General features: G+C 62.6%; 14 protein-coding genes. 9 read left to right on the forward strand and 5 right to left on the reverse strand.

The window, feature by feature from the left end; all coding sequences use genetic code 11:
• Positions 1-16 precede the first annotated feature (16 nt).
• A complete protein-coding gene (gene thrH, locus ACIQUS_RS14610; protein ID WP_403048029.1) occupies positions 17-634 on the forward strand; it encodes a bifunctional phosphoserine phosphatase/homoserine phosphotransferase ThrH in 618 nt (205 codons plus the stop codon).
• An 83-nt stretch (positions 635-717) separates the two neighbouring features.
• Here thrH and pabB read toward each other — a convergent pair whose 3' ends face one another.
• The 4 genes from pabB to ACIQUS_RS14630 form a co-directional block, all read right to left on the reverse strand.
• Positions 718-2,061: an aminodeoxychorismate synthase component I gene (gene pabB, locus ACIQUS_RS14615; RefSeq protein WP_403048030.1), complete on the reverse strand. Its 1,344-nt coding sequence runs from the start codon at positions 2,059-2,061 to the stop codon at positions 718-720.
• 131 nt (positions 2,062-2,192) lie between these two features.
• Positions 2,193-3,170 carry an alpha-L-glutamate ligase-like protein gene (locus ACIQUS_RS14620; RefSeq protein WP_403048051.1) on the reverse strand — a complete coding sequence of 326 codons (978 nt, stop codon included), beginning with the start codon at positions 3,168-3,170 and terminating at the stop codon, positions 2,193-2,195.
• A gap of 2 nt (positions 3,171-3,172) precedes the next feature.
• The gene (locus tag ACIQUS_RS14625; protein WP_403048031.1) at positions 3,173-4,705 is read right to left on the reverse strand and encodes an inactive transglutaminase family protein; all 1,533 of its coding nucleotides are present in this window, start codon (positions 4,703-4,705) and stop codon (positions 3,173-3,175) included.
• A gap of 5 nt (positions 4,706-4,710) precedes the next feature.
• Complete coding sequence (locus ACIQUS_RS14630) at positions 4,711-5,247, reverse strand: ATP-dependent zinc protease (protein ID WP_403048032.1); 537 nt, start codon at positions 5,245-5,247, stop codon at positions 4,711-4,713.
• A gap of 292 nt (positions 5,248-5,539) precedes the next feature.
• Here ACIQUS_RS14630 and ACIQUS_RS14635 point away from each other — a divergent pair, with 292 nt between their 5' ends.
• The 8 genes from ACIQUS_RS14635 to ACIQUS_RS14670 all read left to right on the forward strand — a co-directional run bounded on the left by ACIQUS_RS14635 (position 5,540) and on the right by ACIQUS_RS14670 (position 15,592).
• A complete protein-coding gene (locus tag ACIQUS_RS14635) occupies positions 5,540-6,250 on the forward strand; it encodes a GntR family transcriptional regulator (protein WP_403048033.1) in 711 nt (236 codons plus the stop codon).
• The gene (prpB, locus tag ACIQUS_RS14640) at positions 6,247-7,137 is read left to right on the forward strand and encodes a methylisocitrate lyase (RefSeq protein ID WP_403048034.1); all 891 of its coding nucleotides are present in this window, start codon (positions 6,247-6,249) and stop codon (positions 7,135-7,137) included. Before ACIQUS_RS14635 ends, prpB begins: the two co-directional genes overlap by 4 nt.
• 70 nt (positions 7,138-7,207) lie before the next feature.
• A complete protein-coding gene (prpC, locus tag ACIQUS_RS14645) occupies positions 7,208-8,335 on the forward strand; it encodes a 2-methylcitrate synthase (protein WP_403048035.1) in 1,128 nt (375 codons plus the stop codon).
• Between the two features lie 179 nt (positions 8,336-8,514).
• The gene (gene acnD, locus ACIQUS_RS14650) at positions 8,515-11,103 is read left to right on the forward strand and encodes a Fe/S-dependent 2-methylisocitrate dehydratase AcnD (RefSeq protein WP_403048036.1); all 2,589 of its coding nucleotides are present in this window, start codon (positions 8,515-8,517) and stop codon (positions 11,101-11,103) included.
• A gap of 156 nt (positions 11,104-11,259) precedes the next feature.
• Positions 11,260-12,450 (forward strand): 2-methylaconitate cis-trans isomerase PrpF, encoded by a 1,191-nt coding sequence (gene prpF / locus ACIQUS_RS14655; RefSeq protein ID WP_403048037.1) that lies wholly within the window; start codon positions 11,260-11,262, stop codon positions 12,448-12,450.
• 52 nt (positions 12,451-12,502) lie between these two features.
• Complete coding sequence (gene prpD, locus ACIQUS_RS14660) at positions 12,503-13,987, forward strand: 2-methylcitrate dehydratase (RefSeq protein WP_403048038.1); 1,485 nt, start codon at positions 12,503-12,505, stop codon at positions 13,985-13,987.
• A gap of 327 nt (positions 13,988-14,314) precedes the next feature.
• A complete protein-coding gene (locus ACIQUS_RS14665; protein WP_403048039.1) occupies positions 14,315-15,151 on the forward strand; it encodes a lipid II-degrading bacteriocin in 837 nt (278 codons plus the stop codon).
• A gap of 33 nt (positions 15,152-15,184) precedes the next feature.
• Positions 15,185-15,592, forward strand: coding sequence for a hypothetical protein (locus ACIQUS_RS14670; protein WP_403048040.1), 408 nt, complete (start codon positions 15,185-15,187; stop codon positions 15,590-15,592).
• A 69-nt stretch (positions 15,593-15,661) separates the two neighbouring features.
• On the opposite strand, the gene ACIQUS_RS14675 is transcribed toward ACIQUS_RS14670, so the two are convergent.
• A partial coding sequence (locus ACIQUS_RS14675; protein WP_403048041.1) for a bifunctional aconitate hydratase 2/2-methylisocitrate dehydratase occupies positions 15,662-17,206 on the reverse strand: 1,545 nt, incomplete at its 5' end.

Here is a 17,206-nt window from a genome sequence, read left to right on the forward strand (position 1 = left end):
GTTCGAGGAGTGTGCTGTGGAAATTGCCTGTCTCGACCTGGAAGGCGTGCTGGTCCCGGAGATCTGGATCGCCTTCGCGGAAAAAACCGGAATCGAATCCTTGCGGGCCACCACCCGTGACATCCCCGATTACGACGTGCTGATGAAGCAGCGCCTGCGCATTCTCGATGAGCATGGGCTGAAGCTTTCCGACATCCAGGCGGTGATTGCCACGCTCAAGCCGCTGGACGGCGCCATTGAATTCGTCGACTGGTTGCGTGAGCGTTTCCAGGTCGTGATCCTGTCCGACACCTTCTACGAATTCTCCCAGCCGCTGATGCGCCAGCTGGGCTTCCCGACCTTGCTGTGCCACCGCCTGATCACCGACGAGAGCGACCGGGTGACCGGCTACCAGCTGCGCCAGAAAGACCCCAAGCGCCAGTCGGTGCTGGCGTTCAAGAGCCTGTACTACCGGGTGATCGCGGCCGGTGATTCGTACAACGACACCACCATGCTCGGCGAGGCGGATGCCGGGATCCTGTTCCATGCGCCGGACAACGTGATCCGCGAATTCCCGCAGTTCCCGGCGGTGCATGATTTCGAGGCGTTGAAGAAGGAATTCATCAAGGCGTCGAACAGGTCGCTGAGCCTGTAAGGGCGCCTATCGCCGGCTTCGCCGGCTCCCACAGGAACTGCATGCATGATCCATTGTGGGAGCCGGCGTAGCCGGCGATGCTCTTAGAGCCCTTGCAAGGTCTCGAGCAACACCTTGACCTTGGTGATCGACTCCTCGTACTCCGCCTGCCAGTCCGAGTCGGCCACCACCGCGCCACCTCCCCAGCAGCACACCTGGCCATCCTTGACCAGCAGGCTGCGGATGGCGATGGAGCTGTCCATCTCGCCGCGCACGTCCACATACAGCAGTGAGCCGCAGTACAGCGCCCGACGAGTGGGTTCCAGTTCGTCGATGATCTGCATGGCGCGGATCTTCGGGGCGCCGGTGATCGAGCCGCCGGGGAAGCTGCCGGCGATCAGGTCCAGGGCGTCCTTGCCGGCGGCCAGGCGACCGGTGACGCTGCTGACCAGGTGATGCACATTGGGGTAGCTCTCCAGGCTGAACAGCTCCGGCACCTTGACCGAGCCGATCTCGCAACTGCGCCCCAGGTCGTTGCGCAGCAGGTCGACGATCATCAGGTTTTCCGCACGGTCCTTGGCGCTGTTCAGCAGCTCGGCGCCATTGCGCGCGTCGGTCGCAGGATCGGCGCTGCGTGGGCGGGTGCCTTTGATCGGCCGGGTTTCCACCTGGCCCTGGCTGACCTGGATGAAACGCTCCGGTGAGAAGCTCAGCAAGGCACTGCCGTCGGCCAGCAGTTGAAAGCCCGAGAACGGCGTCGGGCAGGCCTGGCGCAGGGCCTGGTAGGCGTGCCAGGGATCACCCTGGCAGGGGGCGCGAAAGCGCTGGGTGAGGTTGATCTGGTAGCAGTCACCGGCATGGATGTACTGCTGCACGCGCTCGAAGGCCTGGTGGTAGTCCTCGGCGCTGATATCGCCACGCATCGGCGCTTGCAGGGAGAACGTCGCATCGCAGGCCGGGGCCGGGGCCTCGAACAGGGCGATCAGGCGCTGGCGCTCGGTCTCGATCAGGCGTGGGTGAAACAGCAGGTGCGTGCGCTGCAGCTGGTGGTCGCTGATCAGCGCCCAGGCATAGAGTCCGAGGCTGGCGTCGGCCAGGCCCAGGTCATCGACCGCACGGTGTGGCAGCTGCTCCAGGCGACGGCCGAAGTCATAGCTCAGGTAACCGATCAGGCCGCCGGCAAACGGCAGCTCGACGTCGTCCGGCAGGCTTGCCCGGCCCAGTTGCCCAAGGCTTTCACGCAGGCGCTGCAGGTAGGCTTCACCGTCTTCGCCCGCCTCGGGGGCCAGGGTCTGCAGCGGCCAGGCGCTGAGCAGGTCGAAGCGGCCGCGCTCGGCGGTCGGGCGGGCGCTGTCGAGCAGCACGGCGCCGGGTGCCTGGCGGATACGCGCGAAATAGACGGCGGGATTGGCCTGGTAGGGCAGGGGGTGGAGCGTACAGGTCGGCATGCAAGTGAACAGCTATGGATGCGGGGAGGCGATTGTAATCCGCTGTAGGAAATGCTCCTAGCCTTGACTACGACCTTGGATGCCCGGCCCGCGCCAGCCGGAGCTGGCTGACGCGGACAGGCTGTTTGCCTTCAGTTGGACGGCACGTGGCCGAACAGCTCCTGGGCGTAGCGTACGCGCTGCTCGACGCTTTCCTTGACGCCGTCCTTGGCCAGTTGCTCAAGGTGCGCCTCGATGGCATGGGTGCGCTTGGTCAGGCCACAGTCGTTGGCGATCTGGATGTTCAGGCCGGGGCGGGCGTTGAGTTCGAGGATCAACGGCCCCTTGTCCTGGTCCAGGACCATGTCGACACCGATGTAGCCCAGCCCGCACAGCTCGTAGCAGCCGGCGGCCAGCTTCATGAAGCCGTCCCAGTTGGGCAGTTGCACGCCGTCCACCGCGTTGGTGGTGTCCGGGTGCTTGCTGATGATGTTGTTCAGCCAGGTGCCGCGCAGGGTCACGCCGGTGGCCAGGTCAACACCCACGCCGATGGCGCCCTGGTGCAGGTTGGCCTTGCCGCCCGACTGGCGGGTCGGCAGGCGCAGCATGGCCATCACCGGGTAGCCCATCAGCACGATGATGCGGATGTCCGGCACGCCCTCGTAGCTGATGCTCTTGAAGATCTGGTCGGGGGTGACCCGGTATTCGATCAGCGCACGGTCGCGGTGACCGCCCAGGGAGTACAGGCCGGTGAGGATACTGGAGATCTGGTGCTCGATTTCCTCGTGGCTGATGATCTTGCCCGAGACCGTGCGATAACGGTCCTCGAAGCGATCGGCCACCACCAGGATGCCGTCACCGCCGGCGCCCTGGGCGGGCTTGACGACGAAGTCGTTGCGCCCGCCGATGATCTCGCCCAGCTTGTCGATCTCTTTCTCGGTGGAGATGATCCCGTACATTTCCGGCACGTGGATGCCGGCCTTGATGGCACGCTCCTTGGTGATGATCTTGTCATCGACGATCGGGTACAGGTGGCGCTTGTTGTACTTGAGGACGTAGTCCGCATTGCGCCGGTTGATACCCATGATGCCCCGGGCCTCCAGGGCTTTCCAGGTTTTCCAGAGTCCGATCATCAGGCGTCAGCCTTCACGAAAGCCTTGAAACGCACCAGCTCCGTCAGGCGGTAGCCGCGGTAGCGACCCATCGCCAGCATGAAGCCCACCAGGATCAGCAGTACCGCCGGGAAGGTGAAGACGAAGTACACCAGCTCCGGCACGCTCATCAGCAGGTGCGCCAGGGAGGCGGCGAACAGGGTGCCGATGGCGACTTTCATGGCATGGCCACCGCCACGCTCTTCCCAGGTGATCGACAGGCGCTCGATGGTCATGGTCAGGATCACCATCGGGAACAGCGCCACCGACAGGCCGCGCTCAAGGCCCAGTTTGTGACTGAACAGGCTGATGGCGGCGATCAGTACCACCACGAAGGTCAGCACCACCGACAGGCGCGGCAGCATCTGCAGCTTCAGGTGTTCGAGGTAGGAGCGTAGCGACAGGCCCAGCGCCGTGATCACGGTGAACAGGATGATGCCGAAGCCCAGCTGGGTCTCGCGGAAGGCCAGGGCGATCAGCACCGGGGTGAAGGTCCCCAGGGTCTGGATGCCGATCAGGTTGCGCAGCACCAGGATCACCAGCACGCCGATCGGGATCATCACCATGATCATGAAGGTCTGCTGGGTCTGCAGCGGCAGGCCGTAGAGCGAGTATTCGAGGAAGTCGGCGTCGGTGTTTTCGTCGGTCAGCTTGGCCAGGCGGATGGCGTTCATCTCGCTGTTGTTCAGGCTGAAGCTGACGTTGGCTTTCTTGCCGCCGTCGACGGTGATCAGGTTGTCGTCACCGGTCCACCACAGCAGACGGTCGGCCGGCAGGCCCTGTTCACCGGTGTCCGGGTTGAAGTACAGCCAGTCGGTGCCGTTGAAGCTGCGCAGCCACAGCTCGGGGGTTTGCGGTTGGTCGGCGACCAGGCGGATGGTGTGTACCTTCTCGATCGGCACGTGGGCGATGGACAGCAGCAGGTCGATGATCTTGGCCTTGTTCATCGACGACGGATCGCCGGCCAGCAGCAGCTTGACGTTGTCGTCGTTGAGGTTGTTGACCCGCTTGATGGTCTCGCTGACGAAGGTCTCGACGTCGGCCGAGTGCTGGCGGATAGGCGCCATCAGGGCTTCGGCGGCGATCTTCTCCGGGCCTTCTACCGCCAGGCTGTCGCGGAAGGTCGGGCCCTTGATCTTGGCTTTCTCGGTGCTGTAGCGCTTGGTCAGGACCAGGCGGTAGTACAGGGTCTGGTTGCCATTGGCGCGGCGGGCCGACCAGGTCACCTTGCGGTTGCCGTCGACGCGATTGACGCTGACCCCGTAGTTGTTGGAGATGAAGCTCTCGTTGAGGCTGACATAGTCACGGTTCAACGGCGGCACGAACATCTGCACCTTGACCGGGTCCTTGGGGTTGGCGACGAACTCGACCTTGGCGTCGATGTTCCACAGGTCATCGGTCTCGTCCTCGGTCACCGGGATGCCGAGGAAGAAGATCTGATAGGCCGTGACCAGGATGCCTAGAAGCACCAGTACGGTGATCAGGACTTTCAGATGAAGGGTAAGAGAGCGCATCGGGATTACTCTGCGGTGGGAGCGTCAGGGGCGCAGGCAGGTTTGCCGGCCGCGTATTTAAGGCTTGGGTCGACCAGTGCGTCGAAGTGCTTGAGGGCCTCGGAGCCGATCAGCAGCGGGTACTGGAACGCGCTGCGGTCGGTCAGGTTCACTTCGATGACGCGTTTGGCCGTGCCCATGCAGATGTTCATTTCAATTACCGGACGAGCGGTGTAGGCCTTGCCTTCGTCAGGATTGTAATCGCCGGCGCGTCGCTTGATCTTGCTGACACGGGCCAGGGGGCGTTCTATCGGATGCGCGTGGGCGGCGTCAATCGCCAGGTAGAAGCGCACCCAGGACTCGCCATTGCGCTTGAAACGCTTGATGTCGCGGGCGCTGAGCGAGGCGGTCTTGGCCCCGGTATCGAGCTTGGCGGCGACCTCCAGGTCGATATCGGCCAGACGGGCGTATTCGTTAAGGCCGTAGACGGTCTTTTCCGCGGCCTGGCCCAGGGCAGGCAATATACAAAGGCTGAGCAACAGTAGAAGGGGCGTAAGTCTCATAAATCCTGGCGCGGTGCTGTGCAATGTTCGGGTCAAGGCCACTGGCAGTGCTGCGCAAGCTTCCTCGTTGATCGGCCACCAGCACAATTTGATGACAGACACACTATTCGTGCCCCGTGGGAGGCGCGGCATTCTATCACGCTGATGTCGCGACGCCAGCGGCTGCACTCAGACAACACGACCCGTGGTGAAGTTCGTTCTTAGACGATTGTCGACAATATCTATGTTGTCTTTGACTTCGCTTTCGAATTTGGCTAGTTTTGGCCCTATCGATTTATGAGGTGTCGACAATATGCTGGACACAGCCCAAGCCACCAGTGCGGTAGCCGAGGATTCGGAAACCCTCTCGGAAAACGTCTTCCGACGTATCCAGGCCGCCATCGTCAAGGGCGAGATCGCCCCGGGCAGCAAGATCTCCGAGCCTGAGCTGGCGCGCACCTACGGCATCAGTCGCGGCCCGCTGCGCGAGGCGATCCACCGCCTGGAAGGCCAGCGCCTGCTGGTGCGCGTGCCTCATGTCGGGGCGCGGGTGGTGTCGCTCAGCCATGCCGAGCTGATTGAACTCTATGAGATCCGCGAATCCCTCGAAGGCATGGCCTGCCGCCTGGCTGCCGAGCGTATGAGCGTAGCCGAGATCGACGAACTGCGCCGGGTGCTCGAAACCCACGAGCGCGACGCCACCTTCCAGGCCGGCCTTGGCTACTACCAGCAGGAAGGCGATTTCGACTTCCATTACCGGATCATCCAGGGCAGCGGTAACCGCACCCTGGTGCAGATGCTGTGCGGCGAGCTGTATCAGTTGGTGCGCATGTACCGCATCCAGTTTTCCGCCACGCCCAACCGGCCACGCCAGGCGTTCGCCGAGCACCACCGGATTCTCGATGCCATCGCCGACCGTGACGGCGAGCTGGCCGAGCTCTTGATGCGCCGTCACATCGGCGCTTCCAAACGTAATGTCGAGCGTCATTACCAGGACGCTACCAGCCCACGAGGTGAGTCATGAGTCAGAAAAGCAGTCCAGGCCAGCGCTTTCGCGATGCCGTCGCCGCCGAACACCCGCTGCAAGTCGTCGGTGCGATCAACGCCAACCATGCGCTGCTGGCCAAGCGTGCCGGTTTCAAGGCCATCTACCTGTCCGGTGGCGGTGTAGCCGCCGGCTCCCTCGGCCTGCCGGACCTTGGCATTACCGGGCTGGATGACGTGCTGACCGACGTGCGCCGCATCACCGACGTCTGCGACCTGCCGCTGCTGGTGGACGTGGACACCGGTTTCGGCTCCTCGGCCTTCAACGTTGCCCGCACCGTCAAATCGATGATCAAGTTCGGCGCTGCGGCCATCCATATCGAGGACCAGGTCGGCGCCAAGCGTTGCGGCCATCGTCCGAACAAGGAAATTGTCTCCCAGCAGGAGATGGTCGACCGCATCAAGGCGGCGGTCGATGCCCGTACCGACGACAGCTTCGTGATCATGGCGCGTACCGACGCCCTGGCCGTCGAAGGCCTGGAGGCGGCCCTGGATCGCGCGGCGGCATGCATCGAGGCCGGCGCCGACATGGTCTTCCCGGAAGCCATCACCGAGCTTGCCATGTACAAGACCTTCGCCGACCGGGTGAAGGCGCCGATCCTGGCCAACATCACCGAATTCGGTGCCACCCCGCTGTACACCACCGAGGAACTGGCTTCGGTCGACGTTTCCCTGGTGCTCTACCCGCTGTCGGCGTTCCGCGCCATGAACAAGGCGGCCGAGAATGTCTACACCGCGCTGCGCCGCGACGGCACCCAGAAAAATGTCATCGACACCATGCAGACCCGCATGGAGCTGTACGACGCCATCAATTACCACGCGTTCGAGCAAAGCCTCGACGCGCTGTTCGCCCAGAAAAAGGGCTGAACCCGTAGGTGCGGGCTTGCCCCGCGATTAGCCAAAGAATCCATAACAAATTCAAGAGTGGAGAAAAGCAATGGCCGAAGCAAAAGTACTCAGTGGTGCCGGCCTGCGTGGTCAAGTGGCCGGGCAAACCGCACTGTCGACCGTAGGGCAAGCCGGTGCCGGCCTGACCTACCGTGGTTATGACGTCCGCGACCTGGCCGCTGGCGCCGAATTCGAAGAAGTGGCCTACCTGCTGCTGTACGGCGAACTGCCCAATGCCACCCAGCTGACCGCCTACAAGGCCAAGCTCAAGACCCTGCGCGACCTGCCCCAGGCCCTGAAGGAAGTGCTCGAGCGCATCCCGGCCGATGCCCACCCGATGGACGTGATGCGTACCGGTTGCTCGGTGCTCGGTACCCTGGAGCCGGAGCTGACCTTCGAGCAGCAGCGCGACAAGACCGACCGTCTGCTGGCGCTGTTCCCGGCGGTGATGTGCTACTGGTACCGCTTCACCCATCACGGCGTGCGCATCGAGTGCACCAGCGACGAAGACACCATCGGCGGCCACTTCCTGCACCTGCTGCATGGCAAGAAGCCGAGCGAGCTGCACGTCAAGGTGATGAACGTCTCGCTGATCCTCTACGCCGAGCACGAATTCAACGCCTCGACCTTCACCGCTCGGGTCTGTGCTTCGACCCTGTCGGACCTGTACTCCTGCATCACCGCTGCCATCGGCTCGCTGCGCGGCCCGCTGCACGGCGGCGCCAACGAAGCGGCGATGGAACTGATCGAACGCTTCCAGAGCCCGCAGGACGCGGTGGCCGAGCTGCTGCAGATGCTTGAGCGCAAGGACAAGATCATGGGCTTCGGCCATGCCATCTACAAAGAGTCCGATCCGCGCAACGAGGTGATCAAGGGCTGGTCCAAGAAGCTGGCCGATGAAGTGGGCGATACCGTGCTGTACCCGGTGTCCGAAGCCATCGACAAGACCATGTGGGAGCAGAAGAAGCTGTTCCCCAACGCCGACTTCTACCATGCCTCGGCGTACCACTTCATGGGCATCCCGACCAAGCTGTTCACCCCGATCTTCGTCTGCTCGCGCCTGACCGGCTGGGCGGCGCACGTGTTCGAACAGCGCGCCAACAACCGCATCATCCGTCCGAGCGCCGAGTACACCGGCGTCGAGCAGCGCAAGTTCGTGCCAATCGAGCAACGCTGAGACTGGCTTTGACGGACCAGCACTGAGCCTGTGCTGTTGTGGGAGCCGGCAACGCCGGCGATGGAATCGACGCGGTGTCAGGTGCACCGCGGTGTCTGCATCGCTGGCGTTGCCAGCTCCCACAGGGCTCCAGGCTGGCCCTTATGCCACCGACCTTACCGTGATTGAGTCCCTGTGCCATGAATACTGAATTTCGCAAGAACCTGCCGGGCACTGGCCTGGATTACTTCGACGCCCGTGCGGCGGTCGATGCGATCGAGCCGGGCGCTTATGACCGTCTGCCTTACACCTCGCGCGTCCTCGCCGAAAACCTGGTGCGCCGCTGCGACCCGGCCACCCTCAATGCATCGCTGGGCCAGCTGATCGAGCGCAAGCGCGACCTCGACTTCCCCTGGTTCCCGGCTCGCGTGGTGTGCCACGACATCCTCGGCCAGACCGCCCTGGTGGACCTCGCTGGTCTGCGTGACGCCATTGCCGACGGTGGTGGTGATCCGGCCCAGGTCAACCCGGTGGTGCCGGTGCAATTGATCGTCGACCACTCCCTGGCCGTCGAATGCGGTGGTTACGACCCGCAAGCGTTCGAAAAGAACCGCGCCATCGAAGACCGTCGCAACGAAGACCGCTTCCACTTCATCAACTGGACCAAGAAGGCGTTCAAGAACGTCGACGTGATCCAGCCCGGCAACGGCATCATGCACCAGATCAACCTGGAGAAGATGTCGCCGGTCATTCACAACGACCGTGGCGTGGCCTACCCGGACACCTGCGTCGGCACCGACAGCCACACCCCGCATGTCGATGCCCTGGGCGTGATCGCCATCGGCGTCGGCGGCCTGGAAGCCGAGAACGTCATGCTCGGCCGCGCCTCCTGGATGCGCCTGCCGGAAATCGTCGGTGTCGAGCTGTCGGGCAAGCCGCAGCCGGGCATCACCGCCACTGACGTGGTACTGGCCCTGACCGAGTTCCTGCGCAAGGAAAAGGTCGTCGGTGCTTACCTTGAGTTCTACGGCGAAGGCGCCCGTGCCCTGACCCTGGGCGACCGTGCGACCATCTCCAACATGGCCCCTGAATACGGCGCCACGGCGGCGATGTTCTCCATCGACCAGCAGACCATCGACTACCTCAAGCTCACCGGCCGCGAAGACCAGCAGGTCAAGCTGGTGGAGACCTACGCCAAGGTCGCAGGCCTGTGGTCCGACAGCCTGGCAAATGCCGAATACGAGCGAGTACTGCGCTTCGACCTGTCCAGCGTCGTGCGCAACATGGCCGGTCCGTCCAACCCCCACGCCCGTGTCGCCACCAGCGACCTGGCCGCCAAGGGCATCGCCGGGCAGTGGCAGGAAGAGCCGGGCCTGATGCCTGACGGCGCGGTGATCATCGCCGCCATCACCAGTTGCACCAACACCAGCAACCCGCGCAACGTGATCGCTGCGGGCCTGCTGGCGCGCAATGCCAACAAACTGGGCCTGACCCGCAAGCCGTGGGTCAAATCGTCCCTGGCCCCGGGTTCCAAGACCGTCGAGCTGTACCTCAAGGATGCGGGCCTGAACGAAGAGCTGGAGCAACTGGGCTTCGGTATCGTCGCCTTCGCCTGCACCACCTGCAACGGCATGTCCGGTGCCCTGGATCCGAAGATCCAGGAAGAAATCATCGAGCGCGACCTGTACGCCACCGCCGTGCTGTCGGGCAACCGTAACTTCGACGGTCGTATCCACCCTTATGCCAAGCAGGCCTTCCTGGCTTCGCCGCCGCTGGTGGTGGCCTACGCCATTGCCGGCACCATCCGCTTCGACATCGAGAAGGATGTGCTGGGCGTGGTCGACGGCAAGGAAATCCGCCTCAAGGACATCTGGCCGAGCGACGAAGAGATCGATGCCGTGGTCAAGGCAGCGGTCAAGCCCGAGCAGTTCCGCAAGGTCTACATCCCGATGTTCGCCATCCAGGAAGACACCGGGCCCAAGGTCGAGCCGCTGTACGACTGGCGCCCGATGAGCACCTATATCCGCCGTCCACCGTACTGGGAAGGCGCCTTGGCGGGTGAGCGCACGCTCAAGGGCATGCGTCCGCTGGCCGTGCTGCCGGACAACATCACCACCGACCACCTGTCGCCATCGAACGCCATCATGCTCGACAGCGCCGCCGGTGAATACCTGGCGAAAATGGGCCTGCCGGAGGAGGACTTCAACTCCTACGCGACCCACCGCGGCGACCACCTGACCGCTCAGCGCGCCACCTTCGCCAACCCGAAACTGTTCAACGAAATGGTCCAGGAAAACGGCAAGGTCAAGCAGGGCTCCCTGGCGCGGATCGAGCCTGAAGGCAAGGTCACCCGCATGTGGGAAGCGATCGAGACCTACATGGATCGCAAGCAGCCGCTGATCATCGTTGCCGGTGCCGACTACGGCCAGGGCTCGTCCCGTGACTGGGCGGCCAAGGGCGTACGCCTGGCGGGTGTCGAGGCCATCGTCGCCGAAGGTTTCGAGCGTATCCACCGCACCAACCTGGTGGGCATGGGCGTGCTGCCGCTGGAGTTCAAGCCGGGCGTCAACCGCAAGACCCTGGAGATCGACGGTACCGAGACTTTCGACGTGATTGGCGAGCGCACCCCGCGTGCGACCCTGACCCTGGTGATCACCCGTCACGACGGCTCCCGTGTCGAAGTGCCGGTGACCTGCCGCCTGGACACCGCCGAAGAAGTCTCGATCTACGAAGCCGGTGGCGTGCTGCAGCGCTTCGCCCAGGACTTCCTCGAGTCGGCAGCCGTTTGATCCACTGAGGCACAGGCAACACCCCCCCTGTGGGAGCCGGCATGGCCGGCGATGGTATCAACGCGGTGTCAGGTGACTCGCGGTGTCTGCATCGCCGGCCATGCCGGCTCCCACAATTGTTTGCAGATTGCGCAGCGATTACAGGACAAGCTCAACATGGCTCATGTACCTCAAGTTAGAATCCCCGCCACCTACATCCGTGGCGGCACCAGCAAGGGCGTGTTCTTCCGTCAGGACGACTTGCCCGAGCGCGCCCAGGTCCCAGGACCTGCCCGTGATGCGCTGCTGCTGCGGGTGATCGGCAGCCCCGATCCCTACGGCAAGCAGATCGACGGCATGGGCGGCGCCACCTCCAGCACCAGCAAGACCGTGATCCTGTCGCGCAGCATCAAGGCCGACCACGATGTCGACTACCTGTTCGGCCAGGTGTCGATCGACAAGGCCTTCGTCGACTGGAGCGGCAACTGCGGCAACCTCTCGGCGGCGGTCGGCTCCTTCGCCATCAGCGCCGGCCTGGTCGACGCCGGCCGTGTGCCGGAAAACGGCATCGCCACCGTGCGTATCTGGCAGGCCAACATTGGCAAGACCATCATCGCCCACGTGCCGATCAGTAACGGTCAAGTCCAGGAAACCGGTGACTTCGAGCTGGACGGCGTGACGTTCCCGGCGGCCGAAGTGCAGCTCGAATTCATGGACCCGGCCGCCGACGAAGACGGCGAGGGCGGTTCGATGTTCCCTACCGGCAACCTGGTCGACGACCTGGTGGTGCCGGGTGTCGGCACTCTCAAGGCGACGATGATCAACGCCGGTATCCCGACCATCTTCATCAATGCCGCCGACATCGGTTACACCGGCACCGAACTGCAGGACGCGATCAACGGCGATGTCGAGGCCCTGGCCCGTTTCGAGACCATCCGTGCCCACGGCGCGGTGCGCATGGGCCTGATCGCCCACGTCGATGAAGCCGCCAAGCGCCAGCACACGCCGAAAGTCGCCTTTGTCGCGCCGCCGACCACCTACCAGTCGTCCAGCGGTAAAACCGTGGGCGCCGCAGACGTTGATCTATTGGTACGCGCGCTGTCCATGGGCAAGCTGCACCACGCCATGATGGGCACCGCCGCGGTGGCCATCGGTACTGCTGCCGCGGTGCCGGGCACCCTGGTCAACCTGGCCGCCGGTGGCGGCGAGCGCAGCGCCGTACGTTTCGGTCACCCCTCCGGCACCCTGCGCGTTGGCGCCGAGGCCCGCCAGGTGGACGGTGAGTGGAGCGTGACCAAAGCCATCATGAGCCGCAGTGCGCGCATACTGATGGAGGGTTGGGTGCGGGTGCCCGGTGATGCCTTCTAACCGGTAGCGGTGCTCGGCTCCCTGTTTACCTACGTCGACAGAGAGAAGTGACATGAGTGCCAACGTTGATCTGAACAACCGCCCCGATTACGACCGGGTGCTGCAGGACATCGCTGACTACGTCCTGGGCTACACGGTCGAATCGGGCGAGGCGCTGGACACGGCGCGCAATTGCCTGATGGACACCCTGGGCTGCGGCCTGCTGGCGTTGCGCTTCCCCGAATGCACCAAGCACCTGGGGCCGCTGGTGGAGGGGACGGTGGTGCCGTTCGGCGCCCGGGTGCCTGGCACCAGCTACCGCCTGGACCCGGTCAAGGCGGCCTGGGACATCGGTTGCATCGTCCGTTGGCTCGATTACAACGACACCTGGCTCGCCGCCGAGTGGGGGCACCCCTCGGACAACCTCGGCGGCATCCTGGCGGTGGCCGACCACCTGTCGCAAAAGCGCGTGGCCAATGGCGAAGCGCCCTTGAGCATGCGCGCGGTGCTCGACGCCATGGTCATGGCCCACGAGATCCAGGGCGTGATTGCCTTGGAAAACTCGTTCAACCGCGTTGGCCTGGACCATGTGCTGCTGGTCAAGGTGGCGTCCACGGCCGTGTGTGCACGGTTGATGGGCGCCAACCGCGAGCAGCTGCTGTCGGCGCTGTCCCATGCCTTTGTCGATGGTCAGGCGCTGCGCACCTACCGTCATGCGCCCAATGCCGGCTCGCGCAAGTCCTGGGCGGCGGGGGATGCCTCCAGTCGCGGCGTGCGTCTGGCGGATATCGCCTTGCGCGGCGAGATGGGTGTGCCCGGGGTGCTGAGTGCGCCGCAGTGGGGCTTCTACGACGTGCTGTTCAGCCATACCAACAAGGACCTGGCGCTCAAGCCCGAACGCCAGCGCGCCTTCAGCCTGCCCCAGCCGTTCGCCAGCTACGTGATGGAGAACGTACTGTTCAAGATCAGTTTTCCTGCCGAGTTCCATGCCCAGACAGCCTGCGAAGCGGCGGTGGCGTTGCACCCGCAGGTGCGTGATCGTCTGGACGAGATCGACCGGATCGTCATCACCACCCATGAATCGGCGATCCGCATCATCTCCAAGGTTGGCAAGCTGGCCAATGCCGCGGACCGCGATCATTGCATCCAGTACATGACGGCCGTGCCGCTGATCTTTGGCAACCTGGTGGCCGAGCACTATGAAGACGCGTTCCATGCCGCCCACCCGGTCATCGACCGGTTGCGCGAGAAGATGGAGATCGTCGAAGACCTGCGCTTTACCCGTGAGTACCTGGAGGCCGACAAGCGTTCCATTGCCAATGGTGTGCAGGTGTTCTTCAGTGATGGTTCGAGCACCGGCCAGGTGGTGGTGGAGTACCCGATCGGACATCGCCGGCGGCGGGCCGAAGGGATTCCATTGCTGGAGGAGAAGTTCAAGGCCAACCTGGCGACGCGCTTTGCCGGGCAGCGGGTCAATGAGATCTTTGCCTTGTGCAAGGATCAACAGGCGCTCGAAGCGACGGCGGTGCACCGGTTCATGGACTTGTTTGTGATCTGAGCGCTACCGGTTTCTGCCGCTGCCGCCAGGCTGCGATCGACTCCCTGTAGGAGCGGGCTTGCCCCGCGATGCGTCGCAGCGTTCAATCGCGGAGCAAGTCGAGTCATCGTACCGCCGCTTCCACCGATCGCAGCCTGGCGGCAGCGGCTACGGAGAGCACTGGTCCCAAGGCTTAGTGTGAGTGACTTCTGCCTTGTTCGTATTGTAGGTAGTTTCTCTCATGTGTTGAGGTGGCTTCATTCAAACGCATCGGAAGCGCTTGGCTTTTATTATGGCTCTTGTCACGTAATCTCAACTTCCCGAAGAGGAGTTTAAGAGGAAAGTGGCATGGCCAACACAGTTACGCTCCCTCCAATTAATGTTAATGCTGCAGCCCCTGGTTATGCACCTGTGAATAAGCCGGGGGGCCAGTTTCCGGCTCCGAATCCAGGTGTTGTAGTGAAGGCTCAGCATGAGCAGCGACTGCAAAAGTATGCGGAGGGCTATTGGCGGGAAATGCTTATAAAGCTGATGCGAGAACAGTCGATTTATATGGAAGGTGGGGAGATAAAGCTCCTTATTCCTGCAATTGGCATGGACCTTCTGGTGGTGTCGCATGCAGATCAATACATGTGCTTCAATCCTGGGGTTTCCCTGCAGCAGGCATTGTTTCTTACGCTGCGGAATTTGCAGCCGTACGCTAAGGTCAGTGATGTCTCTGAATTATCAGGTGGACCGCTCACCCCTGTGGCGGCGCTCTCGCACTTTCTTTTTGGGAAAGGGGCTGCAGTGGCGACAGACATCAATCGAATCTCGATAGATCCTGCCACGAAGACTATTCCAGTTCTGGAACAAGCTTTTTCTTCCGCATCAATTGGCTCCTCTCCAATCAGTATTGAAAAATTTTCCTACGATACCGCGCAGGACTCATGGTTGACGGGGGCCTGGCTGGGAAACATTTCAATGCGTCTTGAAGGGGTGCTGCATAAGCGACAAGAGAATAGCTTCTCTTTTTCTGGCGTGGTACGCGCTTACGATGATACATATGATGCCAATCGGAGTACCCACAGGGGACTGATTGATGAACAAGCTACTAGTGTTTTGGCCGCCATTCAAAGGTATTTGGGGGCAGTGCCTTATTCAATTTCTATAAGGGGTGAGATGTCGGTGGTAATTGAGCGGTAGGGAGGGTGCTAATTTATGCTCTAGGAGCGTTTTGTGAAGAAAAATGATCTGTTGAGCTATGCCGCATGCGCTGTGTTGTTTGTGCTCTCCTCGGTGGTGCTGTGGTGTACGATTCGCTGGTATGCGGCGCAGGGAGAGGACTATTCTTGGAGCACAGATTCCGTTCTTGCATTGTTTTTGCCAGCAATTGCTCTTGTGCCCTATTTGTTAGCGTTCCCTTTGTTATGGTTTGTTCATCGAAATAGTTGGGCCAGGTGGGTAATGCTCAGCTTATGCTTGCCTGTTGCAGTAGGGGCTGTTTGCGGTTCTGTCTTCTGGTTGCTTGTCGCGTTGGTGGGAAGACCGCTTTTCATAGGCGCATCCCTGGTCTATTCAGCAACAGTGTTTGTTGCCGTCCGGCAGGGGATTTTCATATTGGGTCGCTTTGGGGAGAGTGATTAGTTTTCCAGGTGATTGTAGGCATAAAAAAACCCCGCCGATTGGCGGGGTCTTTTTTACCCTGAGTTCAGCTTACGCTTGAACGACCGGGATAGTGGCGCTCGCCGCCGCTTCGCGGAACTCGGCGATCTGGTCGAAGCTCAGGTAGCGGTAAACGTCGGCAGCCATGCTGTCGATGTTCTTGGCGTATTCCATGTACTCTTCGACGGTCGGCAGTTTGCCCAGGATCGAGGCAACGGCCGCCAGCTCCGCCGAGGCCAGGTAGACGTTGGTGGCGTCGCCCAGGCGGTTCGGGAAGTTACGGGTGGAGGTGGAGACCACGGTCGAACCGGTCTGCACACGTGCCTGGTTACCCATGCACAGCGAGCAGCCTGGCATTTCCATGCGCGCACCGGCCTTGCCGTAGATGCCGTAGTAGCCTTCTTCGGTCAGCTGGTGGGCGTCCATCTTGGTGGGCGGTGCCAGCCACAGACGGGTCGGGATACCGCCCTTGACCTTGTCCAGCAGCTTGCCGGCAGCACGGAAGTGACCGATGTTGGTCATGCACGAGCCGATGAACACTTCGTCGATCTTCTCGCCCTGTACGGTCGACAGCAGGCGCGCGTCGTCCGGGTCGTTCGGCGCGCAGAGCACAGGCTCCTTGACGTCGGCCAGGTCGATTTCGATGATCTCGGCGTATTCGGCATCGGCGTCGGCCGACAGCAGTTTCGGGTTGGCCAGCCAGGCTTCCATGGCCTGGGCACGGCGCTCCAGGGTACGGGCATCGCCGTAGCCTTCGCTGATCATCCAGCGCAGCAGGGTGATGTTCGACTGCAGGTACTCGGCAATCGCCTTCTCAGGCAGCTTGATCGAGCAACCGGCGGCGGAACGTTCGGCCGAGGCGTCGGACAGTTCGAATGCTTGCTCGACGGTCAGGTCGTCCAGGCCTTCGATTTCCAGGATGCGGCCGGAGAAGGCGTTGATCTTGCCTTTCTTCTCGACGGTCAGCAGACCCTTCTGGATGGCGTAGTAAGGGATGGCATGGACCAGGTCACGCAGGGTGATGCCTGGCTGCAGTTTGCCCTTGAAGCGCACCAGTACCGACTCCGGCATGTCCAGCGGCATGACGCCGGTGGCTGCGGCGAAGGCGACCAGGCCGGAACCGGCCGGGAAGGAGATGCCGATCGGGAAACGGGTGTGCGAGTCACCACCGGTACCGACGGTGTCCGGCAGCAGCATGCGGTTCAGCCAGCTGTGGATGATGCCGTCGCCTGGACGCAGGGATACGCCGCCACGGGTGCGGATGAAATCCGGCAGGGTGTGGTGGGTGTTGACGTCGATCGGCTTCGGATAAGCGGCGGTGTGGCAGAACGACTGCATGACCAGGTCGGCGGAGAAGCCCAGGCAGGCCAGGTCTTTGAGCTCGTCACGGGTCATCGGGCCAGTGGTGTCCTGGGAACCGACGGTGGTCATCTTCGGCTCGCAGTAGGTGCCTGGACGCACGCCTTTGCCTTCCGGCAGGCCGCAGGCCTTGCCGACCATCTTCTGGGCCAGGGTGTAGCCTTTGCCGGTGTCGGCAGGGGCTTCAGGCAGCTTGAACAGGTCGGTTGGGCCCAGGCCCAGCTCGGCACGGGCTTT

Source organism: Pseudomonas sp. NPDC090755, assembly GCF_044769005.1.
Lineage (GTDB): Bacteria > Pseudomonadota > Gammaproteobacteria > Pseudomonadales > Pseudomonadaceae > Aquipseudomonas.

Excerpts from the sequence above, each read along its gene's own strand:
- prpB (WP_403048034.1), top strand. The coding sequence starts at position 6,247 with ATGAGTCAGAAAAGCAGTCCAGGCCAGCGCTTTCGCGATGCCGTCGCC.
- ACIQUS_RS14665 (WP_403048039.1), top strand. The coding sequence starts at position 14,315 with ATGGCCAACACAGTTACGCTCCCTCCAATTAATGTTAATGCTGCAGCC.
- prpC (WP_403048035.1), top strand. The coding sequence starts at position 7,208 with ATGGCCGAAGCAAAAGTACTCAGTGGTGCCGGCCTGCGTGGTCAAGTG.
- ACIQUS_RS14625 (WP_403048031.1), bottom strand. The coding sequence starts at position 4,705 with ATGCGCTCTCTTACCCTTCATCTGAAAGTCCTGATCACCGTACTGGTG.
- prpD (WP_403048038.1), top strand. The coding sequence starts at position 12,503 with ATGAGTGCCAACGTTGATCTGAACAACCGCCCCGATTACGACCGGGTG.
- pabB (WP_403048030.1), bottom strand. The coding sequence starts at position 2,061 with ATGCCGACCTGTACGCTCCACCCCCTGCCCTACCAGGCCAATCCCGCC.
- acnD (WP_403048036.1), top strand. The coding sequence starts at position 8,515 with ATGAATACTGAATTTCGCAAGAACCTGCCGGGCACTGGCCTGGATTAC.
- ACIQUS_RS14635 (WP_403048033.1), top strand. The coding sequence starts at position 5,540 with ATGCTGGACACAGCCCAAGCCACCAGTGCGGTAGCCGAGGATTCGGAA.
- prpF (WP_403048037.1), top strand. The coding sequence starts at position 11,260 with ATGGCTCATGTACCTCAAGTTAGAATCCCCGCCACCTACATCCGTGGC.
- ACIQUS_RS14630 (WP_403048032.1), bottom strand. The coding sequence starts at position 5,247 with ATGAGACTTACGCCCCTTCTACTGTTGCTCAGCCTTTGTATATTGCCT.